This is a genomic window from Laceyella tengchongensis (assembly GCF_900182735.1).
Lineage (GTDB): Bacteria > Bacillota > Bacilli > Thermoactinomycetales > Thermoactinomycetaceae > Laceyella > Laceyella tengchongensis.
On sequence record NZ_FXTU01000009.1, the window covers coordinates 71276 to 86177 of the forward strand.

Below are 14902 nucleotides of genomic sequence, written 5' to 3' on the forward strand. Positions count from 1 at the left end.
TTGAAGTGGCTATGTTTCGCTATGCCCTAAATATCCACTTTGACCCGATACCGCTTTAACCATTCGTTTAACTGCAACCAGTATGCCAGCAGAGCGGGCACATTCATCAATTGCCCAAACCACGGCAGATGCGTTCGGGTCAAGTCTTGCTCAGCGAACCGGCGAACCGCTTGTCGATCAAGCAATTGAAACATCGGCTCCTGCGCGTCTTCCGTCAATTGCAACACGCGTTGTTGCATGGTGCGCAAATAAACAGGGTGATGCGTCTTGGGATAAGGACTTTTTTTACGCTCGATGATTTCCGGGGGCAATATGCCCTTCAACGCATAACGCAACAATCCTTTCTCCCGGTTTCCTATACTTTTCATGGACCATGGGATGTTCCAAACATATTCCACCAGATGATGGTCGCAAAACGGCACCCGCACTTCCAAGCCGAAAGCCATACTCATCCGGTCTTTGCGGTCAAGCAAGGTGGGCATCCAGCGGGTCAGGTTTAAATAAAACATTTCCCGCATTCGCGCTTCTGTCGCGCTTTCCTCAGATAAACGCGGCACTTCCGCCAATGCCTCCTGATAACGCGACTCCACATAGGCCAATGGTTGAATCCGCTGGACGATTTCCGGGGAAATAAACGGAATCCGCTTATCAACCAACCGCGACCATGGGAACGTGTCGGCATTGATCATCTCTTCCCGGTGGAACCACGGATAGCCGCCAAACACTTCATCCGCACACTCACCAGACAGTACTACCGTCATCTTCTTCTTGATCTCTCTGGAAAACAAATAAAGAGATGCGTCAATGTCGGCCATGCCGGGAAAATCGCGGGCGATCATGGCTTGAATCAGGTTTTCTATCAATTCCTCATTATCCAACAGCACCACATGATGGTCAGATTCAATCACATCGGCCATCAATTGTACCCACGGCGCATCGGAGTTGGGTTGAAACTCATTGACATGAAAATGTTTGTCGTTGTCCGCGTAATCGACAGAGAAGGTGGACAACCGCCCCCGTCCCTCTTCAATGAAGGTTCTGGCTGCGCACGCGGAGATCGCACTGGAATCCAGCCCCCCAGACAACATGGTGCCAATCGGCACATCGGATACCAACTGGCGCTTGACGGCATCCTCAAACAGTTCCCGCACTTTGGCAACCGTCGTTTCCAGATCATCAGTGTGGTGGTCGCTCACCAATTCCCAGTAGGGACGAATTCGCAAGCCATCTCTGTCAAAAGCGAGCATATGTCCCGGCCGCAATTCTTTGATATCCCGAAACACCCCGACACCTGGCGTGCGCGCAGGCCCCATGACCAAGATCTCCGCCAGCCCTTCCGCCCCAATTATAGGTTCAATGTCTGGATGGGCCAACAACGCTTTTACTTCTGACGCAAATAGAAACGAACCGCCCACTTGCGAATAGAAAAATGGTTTTACGCCAATGCGATCGCGCGCCGCAAACAACCGTTGCTCAGCCTCATCCCAGATGGCAAAGGCGAAAATCCCGTTCAAATGGCGCGGACACTCCATCCCCCACTGGATATACGCCGTGAGGATTAATTCCGTGTCCGACCGAGTGCGTAGCTGGTGTCCGAGGGACTGCAACTTCAACCGGAGCTCATCCATATTGTACAATTCACCGTTGTAAGTGATCACATAGGTGCGATCCTCCAACTTCTTCTCCATCGGTTGCGTTCCGCCCTCCGGGTCGATGACGATCAACCGGCGGTGTCCCAAAGCGACATGCTCCCCGATCCATCTACCTTCCGCATCGGGTCCGCGTGCTTCAAGCGTCTCATTCATCTTCTCCAGCAAGGTGGTGCAACCCCGTAAATCCCGCTGGTAATCAACCCATCCTGTGATACCGCACATCAGACTCCCCACCCTTTCTAGGCGTATGTCTACTCTTCATCTTATGTGAGGTATTACAAAAGGTGTCTTCAAATCGTCTGCGGCCGTTCTGTTTTAATCTGGAAAAGCCCACCGCTTCACACAAACTTCACGGAAACGCATTATAATAATGGGAATATGAGGTGAACCGCACATGTCTTATTCGATCTTGGTTATTGAAGATGACCTTGACATTCAAGAGCTGATCCAAGAGTTTCTGCGCTCGCAGGCGTACGAAGTCACTGTGGCCAGCGACGGGCTAGAAGGCATTCGCATATTTCGAGAAAAGCCAGTCGACTTGGTGATCCTAGACGTGATGTTACCCCAGCTGGACGGGCACAGCGTTTGCAAGATGATTCGCGACCAATCCAATGTGCCCATCATCATGCTCACCGCGCTGGGAGAGGAAACAGATCAACTCAAAGGCTTTGAGTTGGGTGTCGATGATTATGTCAGCAAACCGTTTTCGTTTAATGTGCTTATCAAGCGCGTAGAAGCCGTGTTGCGCCGCACCCACCGGACCGAACCATCCCAGCGGCTCAGTTATAACGGCTTGGTGTTGGACACTGAAGGGCATACGGTGACGGTGGGCTCAAAGAAGCCCGATTTGACGGCCAAGGAATTTGACATATTGCACGCGCTATTGCGCAACCGGGGCAAAGTGTTAAGCCGCGACATGTTGTTAAACCAAGTGTGGGGAATTGATTTTTACGGCGATCCCCGCGTAGTCGACACACACATCAAGAATCTCCGCAAAAAATTGGGGAGTTCGTACATTCAGACGGTAAAGGGGATTGGTTATAAAATTGGTGACTAAATTACGGCAAGGCATTACCGGGAAAATTTTTCTTATCACCAGCTTGCTATTGTGTGTGTCCGCTTTGCTCATTTTTTCGCTTTTCTACTTTCTGCTCCCTTCCTATTATTATCAATACAAAATCAACCGGTTGGAAAACGGATTCCGAGAGTTGAAGATCGAAGCCGCCACAATCCCGATCGCCAATGCGCAAAAAACGTTGGATCAATTCGCCCATACCTACAACGCGGGGTTGGTGGTGGCCGACTTGGAAGGCCGCGTGGTGTACCGGCCGCCCGTCTACATCCAACTAAAGCAACTTCCAGATGCTTCAGCGCTGGGAATCCCCCAGGAATCAGACACCGGTGATCCTGAAACGGCCCGCGTTTATACGGCTGAAAAGCCGCTTACCTTTGCCGATGGAACCTACATCGCCTTCATCAGCGTCACCCTGCAACCGATTGAGGAAGCCTCCGACGCAATCTTCATGTTCATGCCTTATGTCGGCTTGATCATTTTACTGGTCTCACTAGGAGGCGCGTTTCTCTACGCCAAAATCATCTCCCAACCCCTGCTCAGCATCAATCGGGTAGCCAAACGCATGGCCCGGCTGGATTTCAGTGAACGATGTGTAGAAGGCGCACAAGATGAAATCGGCGAGCTTTCCCGCAGTCTCAATGACTTGGCCCGCAATCTGGAAGCGGCTATGGCCGATCTGACAAAGGCCAATGCCAAACTGAAAGGGGACATTCAACGCGAACGGGAGCAAGAAGCCAAACGGCGTGAATTTTTGGCGACAATCTCCCATGAACTAAAATCGCCGATCACCGCAGTCATGGGCCAATTGGAGGGCATGATCCACAAGATCGGGGCATATCGCGACAGGGACAAGTATTTGCAACGTTCATATGCGATCATGCAGGAACTGAGGGAATTGGTAAACGAGATTCTGGAATTATCCAAGCTAGAAATGGTCGACTTCGGCTTAAAGCAAGAAACCTTCTCTTTGTCTGAGATGATCGAAGGAGTAATCAAACGGTTTGATTATTTCCGCAACGACCGACGCATCCAACTGCATACTGACATCCAACCTTCCTTACAAGTCAAAGCGGACCGGGCTTGGTTGGAAAAAGCCGTCTCCAATGTGATCGACAATGCTATGAAATACGCACCAGAGGAAGCCACTGTCTCCATCTCCCTGACCGGCGAGGGGGATCACCTGCTACTCAAAGTGCAAAACACAGGGTCGCACATCGATGAAGCGGAAATCGACCGTCTCTTCCAAGCGTTCACCCGGTTGGAAAAGTCGCGAAATCGTAGCACTGGGGGAAGTGGGCTAGGGTTATTCATCGTGAAGCGGATCTTGGAAGTGCACCGTTTCCCATATCAACTGACCAACACCACCGACGGGGTCTTGTTCTCGATTCGCTTTCCCTCCGACGGACAGCACGTTCCGCCTGACACGCCCTAATCCTTTGGCGAAAAGAGCCCAGCGCGAGCAAGATTTTCACTCGCTTATGGCGAATCTATCAGGGCACCGATCTCACGGCAGGAGGGTGATGACCATCACAGCTTATTGGGATGCGAACAAAGCGATCCTTCAGCTATTGCTCAGCACACTCGCCATCTTCGCGCTCGACTGGTGGGCGAAGGGCATTGAGGTGGAAGGGATGGGGATCGCCTTTGGCGTGGCGTCAATCCGGTTGATTGGTTATCTATTAGGTGGATTTACCGTGCTTCTTTTCCTGCCCTTTTTTCTGGAAGACCGCTCCATCCGTTTTAAATGGTTGGCTTTCTTTTGGACCTTCAATCTGTCTGTATTCTTTATCAATCTATTCATGTTGGGGGGAATCGCCGCGTTTCTCGAAGGATTTGAAATGAACCAGTTTACCTCCGTACTGCAAGGCACCTTGATTGTCACCGCAGTGGATCTATTCACCCACAGCCTCGGAGTGAAAGTGCATCTGTAAACGCCGGCAGTTTCGCCTATGTTGCGCGTATAAAGACACCTCTGTCAAAGCAAGTCCTCACCCACACTGACAGAGGTGTCTTTCATCTCTCGCTCTTATTCAATTGCTTTGGTGAACCACATATTGTGCATAATACTTGGCGCTTAATTCTAATTGCTCTTCATTCACTTGAAACGCCCCATGAAAACGGAAATACGGAAGCAATTTCAGCCCCGTCAGCTTAGCCACTTGCTGCAATGGACGCAAAAATTCGTCAATGGTAAATTGGTTAAACCCGTTGGCTTGATAAGCATCCGCAGAGCCGCCGGCCGAAAAGGCAATGATCAACTCTTTGCCGTGCAACTTGTTGCCATGTGTGCCGTACGCCCAACCATATGTCAACACATCGTCTTGCCATTGTTTGAGCAACGCAGGCGTGCTGTACCATTGCAATGGAAATTGGAACACAATGCGATCATGCCCCATCAACAACGCTTGCTCACGCTCCACGTCAATACGGAAATCAGGATATTCCTTGTACAGGTTATGTATGGTCACCCAGCGCGAGTGCTGATGCATTTTCAATTCCTTGACCCAACGGCTGTTCACGCGCGAGTTTTCCAAGTTGGGATGGGCTACAATTACTAAGACTCTCATATCTCCTTCTCCTTTGGCCACCATCAGGGTCATTTTCATCTATTTTAACAATAATCAATTCAAATATAGAACACTTTCCTTGCATGATTTCAACTTTTCCCTCTTGTCCGACCGAAGGCGGGGCAAATCATAGCCGCTCCCATCAGATAGACGAAAACGGCTTTTAATTGCCTCGTTTCCTGTGATTGGCTATGTACTCACACTAGGGCGTGTCTGATGAATAGGCCAGCGGCTCCAAAACCTTTTTCTCATTCGCTTCACTTGTGCATCGGAACTCCTAGAGAAAAGGTTTTTCCGCCGCTTCTTCCCCACCAACTTGATTTGCCAGACACACCCTAGTCATGTGGACTGTCCTCCGTCCATCTTAAGCTGTGCTACACTTTCAGATTGAGTACATACCCTTTTCCTCTCACATTCTCGAGCTTTACCGCGTTTTTTAATTTCTGGCGCACGCGGTAAATCAATGAATTCACCTCGGTCAAACTGACATCCGGGATTCCGTTTGCTTGTGGCGACCGTTCAGACCACACGGCCTTGATAAGATCTTCAGTGGATACGAGCTGGCAACGGCGTTCATACAACAGCAAGAGCAGATTCCACTCTTTTTCCGACAGCGAGATCGGTTTGTTAAAAACCGTACAGCTGCGTTTATGCATATCGATCGCGAAGGCGTCAGTGGCTGTGTCCAGCATAGCGGACACGTCGAGGTTCAAATCCAATGTTTGTTCCGCGTACGCATAGACAAATTGCAATTGCACCATTTCCCCCGCCAAACGGATCAGGTCATAATTTTTCAACGGATATGGCTGATGTGGGCGCAACCGCTCCGTACCCACTTCCGTCCCCAATTTGCTTCCGAGATCACAGATAAACGCTTTCCCTTCTATGATGTCAATCGATGCATGGAGCCGAGAGATGCATTGATGAACAAAAGCCAAATCCGGTTTGACATCTTTACTCGCTCTGCCCAAGGAGTATCTTTCCTTGTCAAGCGCAACACATGCTCCCACAGGAAAAGGAAGCCCCTTTTTCACATAAAGATAAGCTAGCGGTTCCATCCTGTTCCTTCCTCCATAGAAAAACAATAAAATTTACTGATTATAAAATAAATGTACCATGAACGCAATATAATTTGTGCATATGATATTCACATTTTTAGCACTTTGGCAAATGCCTCCAATTGGGTGTGCAAAAAAACACCCCGCCGAATGGCCAGCGGGGCGTCGATCATTCTTATTTCTTGGAGATTTTGATCTGAGCAGCTTTTCCGTCCTTAAGTACCTTCTTCAACTGGATTTGCACACCGTGCTTCGGCAAGATTTTACCCACTTCAGGCGCTCCTTTGAGGGAGTAGTCATTGCCGTCAAAGAAGGTGGAAACCCCGGGCAATCCTTTGTAATGCATAGAGCCGAGGCTCGCGTAGTTTTCAATGTTGATGTCGGAGGTTTTCTTGAAGCCGAAAGCAGCATCTACCAGTTGGTAGCGATCGCCAGCCGGTTTGCTCGGATCGTTGTTCCAGTAGTGGACACGTTGGTGAGCGTCAACCAGTCCGTTCATGCCATAACCCGCATGAGCGCTGGTGTTGTTGTCCAAGTAACGGCTATCCACATACCATACGAGCATACCCGGATCGCTGGTGATGAAGCTGTTGCCACGGCGCAAGTATTTTAGCCCTTTGTCCACTCCATTGTGCGTGCGCCATTCTACCAGATAGTAGTTGGGGTACATCTTCCCTTTGCCGTCGAAATGGATGAAGCCAGACAAGGTAAACTTCGGCGTTGATTCGGCATCGTCGGCGAAGACCGTTTTGCCGTCGGCGTCTACCACAATGTTGTCAACATAGAACCCTTCCATCGCCAACCCGCCGTCAGTGACATAGTTGAATTCTACTTTGATCTTTTTGTTGACGAAAGCGGACAAGTCGATTTCTTCTTTGACCCAAGCTTTCTTGGTGTCGTCGTCAAACGATTTGACCGTCTTCTTCTCGTTGGTTGCTACATCGATGACATTCACATACAGATAATCGTAACCAGCCTCGATTTGTCTCCAAGAATCGAAACGCAACACCGCTTGTTTCGCACCAGTCAAATCGATTTCGTTTGAAACCATGCGGGTGTTGAGGTCGTCACCCATGTCGGAGAAATAAGCGAATTTGCCACCCACTGGCTGAGTCGGCGGTAGTTTCTCCACATCGGGCAGATTGATTTTCAGCACTTTGTTTTCCGGTTTCAAGTTGACAGCTTCATTCAACTTGACATCCTTGCCTCTCTTGGTGAGGTCTTTGAGGTCGACTTCTTTCGCAGCGATCCATTTCCCACCAAATGTGGTTTGCAAATAGAGCTTGGACCACGGGTCAAATCCGACAGGTTCGGTACCGGATACTTTACCATTCCAGGAACCACCAGACATCAAGGACCATGTGCCAACGGGGGAACCAAGACCCGTGTTGGTGGTGTCATACAAGTCCGGCAAGCCCAAATTGTGGCCATATTCATGCGCAAATACGCCAACTGCGCCATCTTCCGGTTGAATCATGTAATCATAAGCTTTAAGTGAAGTTCCTGGGATTGCTGTCGGTTGTTTCAGCGTCCAACGGTGAGACCAGATCGCGTCTTCCCCGAGCTCTCCGCCGCCCGCTTCTTCACCCACGCCGGCGTGAACCAGCATCAGGTTGTCCAGCATGCCGTCCGGCTCCATCACGTTGCCATCTTGGTCCAGGTCATAGGGGTCGCGTTGGTCATATTTTGCTTCGTTCCCTTTAATAGCTTGGCCCACTTGGGTCAAGGTTTCGACAACCAAACCGCGTGGGTCGGCATCGTTTTCTTTAGCCGTCCGCTTGGATTCCAACCACGGCGTAACCGTCCCATCAACGGTCCACGTGCCGCCTGATTGTTGCAGATAGAATTGGGCCATCGTCGTCAGTTTAAGCCCTTCAGGCGTTGTGTATCCTTGCTGATTAAACAGCATTTTTTGATAATGGACCGGATTAAAGTCTTTGGTGTAGAGATAGCCAGGCTCTTCTTTCAAGCGGTTATGTTTATAGTCCGGAAATTCGACCAACGCCAGCACAATGTTGTCTTTATGAGCGTTTTTGCCGAATTTTCCTCTTTTGCCTTTGTTAGCCTTTTGGGCATTTTCCTTTTGGACGCCTTCCAACCCTTTTTTCGCTTTTTTACCAAAAGTGGTAGAGGTGTCGATACCGCTTTCAAAAGCACGCTTCTTCACATATGCTTCCACCGCTTTTTCTACTTCTTTCTCGGAAGCCTTTTTGCTGACGACACCCCGTTCCTTCAGCGCTTTGGACAAACGCTCAACATCAACACTTGCCCAGTCGATGTGCTTTTCATGCGTTCCTGGTGCAGTCGGCTTCGCCAAGGCCATCGGCGCGGCAGCAAACCCGCTGATAACCAACGCGGAGGATAGCACACCAGCCATTGTTTTGCTGAATTTCACTCTACTCACCCTTTCCGGACTTTTTAGTGAATTACTTACATAACCAGCCTCTCAAAATAAAATGTGCAATAGACCCCTCAGTCACAGTATTAAGTAAATAATTCTAACTATATTATATTTAAATACTATGTTAAAAGAAAACAATATTATTAAAATAACCTATTTTTATTTATGAACAAACCGTGAACAAGCGGCCTGCACATCGATAAAACCTTTGCTATAAGCGTCGGGATTCCGCATAAAGCAAGAGATTTCCGGGTAAAGGGAAGGTAGCCGTCGCCAAGAAACCTTTCACCCATCTACGCATCTACGCGCTAAAAGAAAAAAATAATAAAACCTAATTATAGCAAAATTAGGTTCCCTTCTTATCAAGACCAATGATCTATTGGAACGTTCCCAAGTCGGCAGCCAGCTCTATGTCAGCTTTGAATCAGGTGCGAAAAAATATCGCAAAGGCGGGAAACGTCAAACTTATCACCTGTATTATGGTAATATCAAGTCGCTCGTAAAGTAAGCGGCGAAGCACACGACAAGAGGCACCGCCCCCCGTTTAGAAACAGGAGGCGGTGCCTTGTTTGCAAGCGGCATACTTCAGCCGAAATATATTCCCATCTAGAGGAGTCCTTTTCAAGCCTATGCACCCAACCACCGCTGGACAGCAGGCAACCTTTTGACAACCAATCGATCCACCATGAAAACAAACAACATCGACAATCCGGCCAGCGGCATCAGAAACCCCAGACCAATAACAATGGCTGTCAGTCCCCTCGTCAACTTGGCGTCCTTGGGCAGAGCAGGTGCGCCCAACTTGCCGCGCGGCCTCCGCTTCCACCACATCACCAGGCCGCTGATCGCCACCGCTAACAAGCCAAGACAAACCACCAGCCCGATCACTTGGTTCGGCAAGCCAAAGTACCGACCTTCATGTAAGGCAATGCCGATGGAAATCGCTTTGGCCATCCAGCCATAGTCGGAAAACCCGACACGAACCAACACCTTCCCGCTATATTGATCAATGTGCAACACCATTTCATCTTCTGGTTTGTCAGCTGACAACGACACAGTGTAAACCCCTTTGTCCCCCTCAGGAAAATACACCGTGTAACCAGAGTCCACTTGGTTCGCTTTAGCAATCTCCATCACCCGTTCCAAGGGCAAGGGAGTCGCCTCACCGGATGACTCTGGGACGGGCACCTTTTCCGCTGCCCAAGGGACATCGGCAACTTGTTTGGTCGGTTTGGCGGATTCCGGCTTGGGTCCGCCTGCAAATGCAAACGCGGGGTATCCCGTATGAGTGGACGTCGCCAATTTGCTGATCAAATCCCCAGCCACGCCAGACCATGGCAACCCAGTCAAGATCAGCAAAATAGCAAACCCTGATAACCAAACTCCGGTGACGGCATGGGCATCGCGCCAGAATATCCGCCCGCCTTTCGTCAAACGCGGAATCAACGCACCGCGGATGGTTTTTTCCTTGGGCCACCACAGATACAGACCCGTGATGACCAGGATCATCGCCCAGCAGGCAGCCAGCTCCACCAACCGGTCTCCCATCGTCCCCATCATCAACTCACCGTGCAACATCTCGATCTTCTCCAACAACCGCTCGTCTTCCTTGATCTGACCGACGACACGGCCCGAATAGGGATTGACGAACACTGTTAGCGCCTGTCCCTTGTCCATCACTCCGACTTCGGCTGTCCGATTTGGCTCATCACTCGGCCGGTAGCTTGTGATTTGTCCATTGGGGTATACCTTGCGCACCGCCTCCACCTGCATGGATGGCGTCAACGTGCCGTTTTGCTTCTGAGGTTCCTGAATATAGTAATAATCCCGATAAAGCCAATCCTCCAATTGCGGCTTAAACAAATACACCGCGCCGGTAATAGATAACATCACAATAAACGGGGCGAAAATAATCCCCGCATAAAAATGCCAACGCCAAATCAACTGCGTCAACCGCTGAGGTTTGTGAACTGTGGTAGACACTGATTCTCCTCCTGTCTTCTCAATCATGCAGGAATGCCTACTCGATTATAAAGCGGTATCCAAAACACCCACATGACTCCAAGGAGCTATCATTTGTGTCTATCCAGTGACTAAAACATCAGTAACGCGTCCTAAAAAGTAGAAAAACGAGTATAGATCTGATCTCTATACTCGCTTTAAACCCAATCTAATCTAATGTACAACCCAAACATAAAACTCCTTTAGCATCTATATTACTCAACAATAATTCGGAAGCTGTATTGCGCAATCCCCCACGTTTGGCCTTTATTCCGATTCCAATAGGGAACAATATTGTAATCATATGTTCCCTTTTGACCAGGGGCATGTAGAACACTTTCGTTGTCTAGCTTTTTCACCTCTCCTAAATTACCTTGAAATAGGTTAATTGAGCTAGGTTGCGGATTTTTGCTAAATTTAATTGTTATGGCTTCATTTGGCTTTACTTTTATTGTCGATTTATCACTTGGAGGCAAAAAGGTAAGGTCTCCCGGACAAGCCCTGTTCCAACATATTGTCTTCCCTTCCAAATGCACCTTTTCATTCTTTACCTGTATTTCTGGAACTGGGGCTTCCTTTCCAGGTAGTTTATCTCCACATCCAACCAAAAGAAGCATGACACACAACACAAGCCAATTAACTATTTTACGCTTCAAGTTTATTCCTCCTCGGGATAAGTACAAAATCCTAAATTGACATCATCTTCTTTTACCAGTTGTATTTCTTTTTCTTATTTCCAATTCCTCTTATCCTACCAGCAATAAAACATTCACTCCCCTTCTATGTTAGGAGAGTGAATGGCCGTTTCTTTATGCAAAAGACTAGAATATCATTCACAGCTGCAGCACTAATAAAATTATCCAAAAAACAAATCAACAATATTCTTTGTTGTCGATCCGTTCGCGCGATAAAATTCGGAGTAACCGCAATTCTTGCACGATACGACTTTAAACTCATTATGTTGCACATCGAAAAAACGACTTAATCCCGTGCCTGTTGTGGCAATTTCCCCTACGGTTACTTCTTTTCCATTGCATTTAGGACAACCATTTCTCATCGCTCGATCCTCCACATCATTCAGTTGATAGTTATATACCCGTTTTTGAACAAACTTAGCTACCTGAGGTAGTGTGCATGTAGTAGCCCAAATAGAAAAGAGGGAGTATATTTCATCTTCCGAAATATTCGTATTATGATCTAAATGGATATGTACAAAAAACATTCAAATAAATGGATTATCAGGCCGTTTATCCTGCTAATTCCATATGATAAAATTACCATTTGTTATAGAAAGAGTAGAAGATTTATATTTCTTGCACACTCCATTTAAAATCGGAGGTCTATGATTGATTATGGAACTTGCAAAAAAGGAAGACACAGAAAAAAGCACTTCTCCCTTGCAGAAATTGCAAAATTCTTTGCCTCCTTGGGTGTCAAAATATAAACTCCCCCTGCTCATTATCGGATTGGGAGGACGACACCAACTCTCCCCTCCCTAAGCATGGGGAGTTGTCAATATGGAATTCATTGTATAGTATAAATAATATTATTGTTTTCTAAAAATATAAATGAGATGAATTATTGAAGTGATTTAAAGTGGCTTGGAGAGACGTTATCCTTAACAAAAGGGTTGATAAGCTTACACTAAAACAAGTACTGCTTGAGGTTTTTCAATCCAGTATTGAACAGTCGAAGATTGAAATAGATGAAATTAAAATTATTGGCGATATTACGGAAATGGCAAACATAGAAGAACATACACGATTAGTCTGTGAAGTCTCACTTTGTCAAAATGATGAGTTCATGTTCATGCTATCGATTAGTATTTTAGATGAACAATTATGGACTGAAAATGATATCGAGGTTGTCTCGAAAATTTGTTCAAAACTAGGTTGCAAGGCTTTAATTGAGAATGTTAATGAACTCGCTCCTAGTATTATGTTTCTTGTTCATCCCGATGGACGATATGAACATATTACGGTAGATCCTGATGCACTTGATGGTTTTCCTGTAGAGGATTCGTATTTTAAAGGTTGATAATACCGGGAGCTATAAACGCAAATATGTTTGTTCTTGCGATCTTTATAACATATAAATAACCTCTCCTTTTCTTCACATCGTTGACCTAAGACCAAATCTAAAAAAAGCCGCCCCACCATGATGGTGGGACGGCTTTTCTTCATTTGGCGGAGAGGGTGGGATTCGAACCCACGGATGCCTCACGACATCGGCGGTTTTCAAGTTCGCTTCCCGCCCCCATCTGCAAGTTTATGGAGGTTCAAAATGCCAAGTTTTAAAAGGTTTTTCCCGTCTTGAGTTTACCTATGTTCAGGTCAAAATGAGTCGTGTGGTAGAACGTTTGGTAGAACAAATGGTAGAAGAGGTAGACAAAAAAATTTTCGATATAAAGTAGATCACTAATTAAAATGGTGATCTGTTTTTTATTAAAGGGAATCATGTATCGAAAGAAAAATTAAATATTATTGGAGGCGATACAATGGATAAAGACAACAATACAAACTCTAGAGAAAGATTATTCAACGTAATTTCTAATTTTCTAGGACCAGAACTAATCATCTTTGTGCTAATTGCTATTTGGTATTTGATAGCTTACTTTTATAACCTTGGTAAATTTCATTATTATAAACTCCCTACATTTTATATGGAGTTAGGATCAAAAAGAAGATGGCATAATCAGTTGGAAGAATTCATAGATATAATGAAATTAAAGTTTAGAAAAACAATTAATAGGGTAAGTAGCAAAATGATAAATAAAATAAAATCCAATGAAAAAGTGATTTCATCATTTTTCCGTTTAATATTATTCTTATTTATCATAGGAACAGCATACTATTACGGTTATTCGATATCAGAATGGACGGAAAACTATTATGTTTTAGAGGAAATGCCCTCTTCAAATAACAAAGCAAACGAGTTAAATGTTGTAATTGAGACTTATCAAGATTATTACATAGTCGTTAAAGCACATAAAAAAATAACAAGCAACCCTCCTTATTCTCCACTAAGAGCTTGGAGAATGGAAAAACATTACTTATCACAATCATTTGACCTTACCAAGGAGAAAAAGCCTTATAAAACCTACACACCTAAATTTGAATTGGTTCCAATTAAACAAGATAAAGAACAAATATTAATAAAAGAACCGTCAGGCCAAGTAAAACCAATTAAATTTGATGATAAAAAATATATAGTTAAAAACATGAATTTAGGAGCATTAGTTCTAGAAGAATAAAACTCATCGTGGATAAACATTGTTTATAAACAGTTTATCCACGATTTTTTATATATGAGATTGTCCTAATTAAACACCAACTAATATCTTACCGATTTCACCTCGCAATTTTTCCCTTGTATTATCCAAGTTTTTACTCCCATAATAACGATCAGGTTCTTTCCAAGTGAACCCATCATCCTTAAATCTAGGGATAACATGAATATGTACATGGTCTAAATCGTTAAATGCCCCACCATTTTGCCATACCATTACTCCATGAGGACTGAAACAACTTTTGATGGCATTTGAAACAACAACAGACGCATCCATCATTGAATGAAGCACTTCTGTTGGCATATCAGTTAATTCTTTATAATGTTGTTTCGGCATGATTAAAGCATGTCCTTCATTAACTGGATCAATATCTAAAATGCAGATCACTAAGTGATTTTCATATATGATCTTGGCTGGATCAAGATTTTTAATAATATTACATCCTGTGCATTCGATTTTGCACTGTGACATTTGCTATTTCTCCTTTTTATTTATCATTATATCCAGATAAAATAAAAAAAGACTCTATAAAGAGTCTGAGGCTGCTGACAAACTGCCTTGAAAGGCAGGGTCAGCAGCCTTTTTTGTCGAATCAATAAAAAACACTCTCTATAAGGAGTTTTTTCTATGTTTAGAACAAACCCGAGTAAAGAACATCAACCAGAACTGGTTAACATAGAAGAATTAGTTCCACGAGATCACTTGTTACGGAAAATTAATGAAACGATCGACTTCTCCTTCATTGCTGAGAAATGTAAAGAATTATACTGCCAAGATAATGGGCGTCCATGTCTTGACCCAATTATGTTATTTAAAATGCTACTCATTGGATATTTGTTCGGCATTCGTTCCGAACGCC

At 45.6% G+C, this 14902-nt stretch carries 14 protein-coding genes; 6 read left to right on the forward strand and 8 right to left on the reverse strand.

Features of this window, described 5'->3' with window-relative positions; translation table 11 throughout:
* Window positions 1-26: 26 nt before the first annotated feature.
* Window positions 27-1874 carry an asparagine synthase (glutamine-hydrolyzing) gene (asnB, locus tag QQZ12_RS15045; protein WP_102991172.1) on the reverse strand — a complete coding sequence of 616 codons (1848 nt, stop codon included), beginning with the start codon at window positions 1872-1874 and terminating at the stop codon, window positions 27-29.
* Window positions 1875-2046: 172 nt separating this feature from the next.
* Here asnB and QQZ12_RS15050 point away from each other — a divergent pair, with 172 nt between their 5' ends.
* The 3 genes from QQZ12_RS15050 to QQZ12_RS15060 all read left to right on the forward strand — a co-directional run bounded on the left by QQZ12_RS15050 (window position 2047) and on the right by QQZ12_RS15060 (window position 4658).
* Window positions 2047-2709, forward strand: coding sequence for a response regulator transcription factor (locus QQZ12_RS15050; RefSeq protein ID WP_102991171.1), 663 nt, complete (start codon window positions 2047-2049; stop codon window positions 2707-2709).
* Complete coding sequence (locus QQZ12_RS15055) at window positions 2702-4159, forward strand: sensor histidine kinase (protein WP_223248081.1); 1458 nt, start codon at window positions 2702-2704, stop codon at window positions 4157-4159. Before QQZ12_RS15050 ends, QQZ12_RS15055 begins: the two co-directional genes overlap by 8 nt.
* Before the next feature lie 85 nt (window positions 4160-4244).
* A complete protein-coding gene (locus QQZ12_RS15060; RefSeq protein WP_146130592.1) occupies window positions 4245-4658 on the forward strand; it encodes a phage holin family protein in 414 nt (137 codons plus the stop codon).
* A 99-nt stretch (window positions 4659-4757) separates the two neighbouring features.
* Here QQZ12_RS15060 and QQZ12_RS15065 read toward each other — a convergent pair whose 3' ends face one another.
* From QQZ12_RS15065 to QQZ12_RS15090, 6 genes are all read right to left on the reverse strand, one after another.
* A complete protein-coding gene (locus QQZ12_RS15065; RefSeq protein WP_284724614.1) occupies window positions 4758-5294 on the reverse strand; it encodes an NAD(P)H-dependent oxidoreductase in 537 nt (178 codons plus the stop codon).
* Window positions 5295-5668: 374 nt separating this feature from the next.
* Window positions 5669-6352 carry a winged helix-turn-helix domain-containing protein gene (locus QQZ12_RS15070; protein ID WP_284724615.1) on the reverse strand — a complete coding sequence of 228 codons (684 nt, stop codon included), beginning with the start codon at window positions 6350-6352 and terminating at the stop codon, window positions 5669-5671.
* A gap of 175 nt (window positions 6353-6527) precedes the next feature.
* Complete coding sequence (locus QQZ12_RS15075) at window positions 6528-8747, reverse strand: immune inhibitor A domain-containing protein (protein ID WP_102991167.1); 2220 nt, start codon at window positions 8745-8747, stop codon at window positions 6528-6530.
* A gap of 633 nt (window positions 8748-9380) precedes the next feature.
* Window positions 9381-10736 carry a PepSY-associated TM helix domain-containing protein gene (locus tag QQZ12_RS15080; protein ID WP_223247998.1) on the reverse strand — a complete coding sequence of 452 codons (1356 nt, stop codon included), beginning with the start codon at window positions 10734-10736 and terminating at the stop codon, window positions 9381-9383.
* A 233-nt stretch (window positions 10737-10969) separates the two neighbouring features.
* Window positions 10970-11410: a hypothetical protein gene (locus QQZ12_RS15085; protein WP_102991165.1), complete on the reverse strand. Its 441-nt coding sequence runs from the start codon at window positions 11408-11410 to the stop codon at window positions 10970-10972.
* Window positions 11411-11610: 200 nt separating this feature from the next.
* Complete coding sequence (locus QQZ12_RS15090; RefSeq protein ID WP_102991164.1) at window positions 11611-11811, reverse strand: zinc ribbon domain-containing protein; 201 nt, start codon at window positions 11809-11811, stop codon at window positions 11611-11613.
* Window positions 11812-12350: 539 nt separating this feature from the next.
* Between QQZ12_RS15090 and QQZ12_RS15095 the strand changes: the two genes are divergently transcribed.
* Window positions 12351-12791 (forward strand): hypothetical protein, encoded by a 441-nt coding sequence (locus tag QQZ12_RS15095; protein ID WP_102991163.1) that lies wholly within the window; start codon window positions 12351-12353, stop codon window positions 12789-12791.
* A gap of 460 nt (window positions 12792-13251) precedes the next feature.
* Window positions 13252-14007, forward strand: a complete 756-nt coding sequence (locus QQZ12_RS15100; RefSeq protein WP_102991162.1) for a hypothetical protein — start codon at window positions 13252-13254, stop codon at window positions 14005-14007.
* A 69-nt stretch (window positions 14008-14076) separates the two neighbouring features.
* Here the strand turns inward: QQZ12_RS15100 and QQZ12_RS15105 are convergent, their stop codons facing one another.
* Complete coding sequence (locus QQZ12_RS15105; protein WP_284724616.1) at window positions 14077-14514, reverse strand: HIT family protein; 438 nt, start codon at window positions 14512-14514, stop codon at window positions 14077-14079.
* A 156-nt stretch (window positions 14515-14670) separates the two neighbouring features.
* On the opposite strand from QQZ12_RS15105, the gene QQZ12_RS15110 reads away from it, so the two are divergent.
* Window positions 14671-14902, forward strand: a 232-nt coding sequence (locus tag QQZ12_RS15110; RefSeq protein ID WP_284723989.1) for a transposase, incomplete at its 3' end; no start/stop codon positions are given.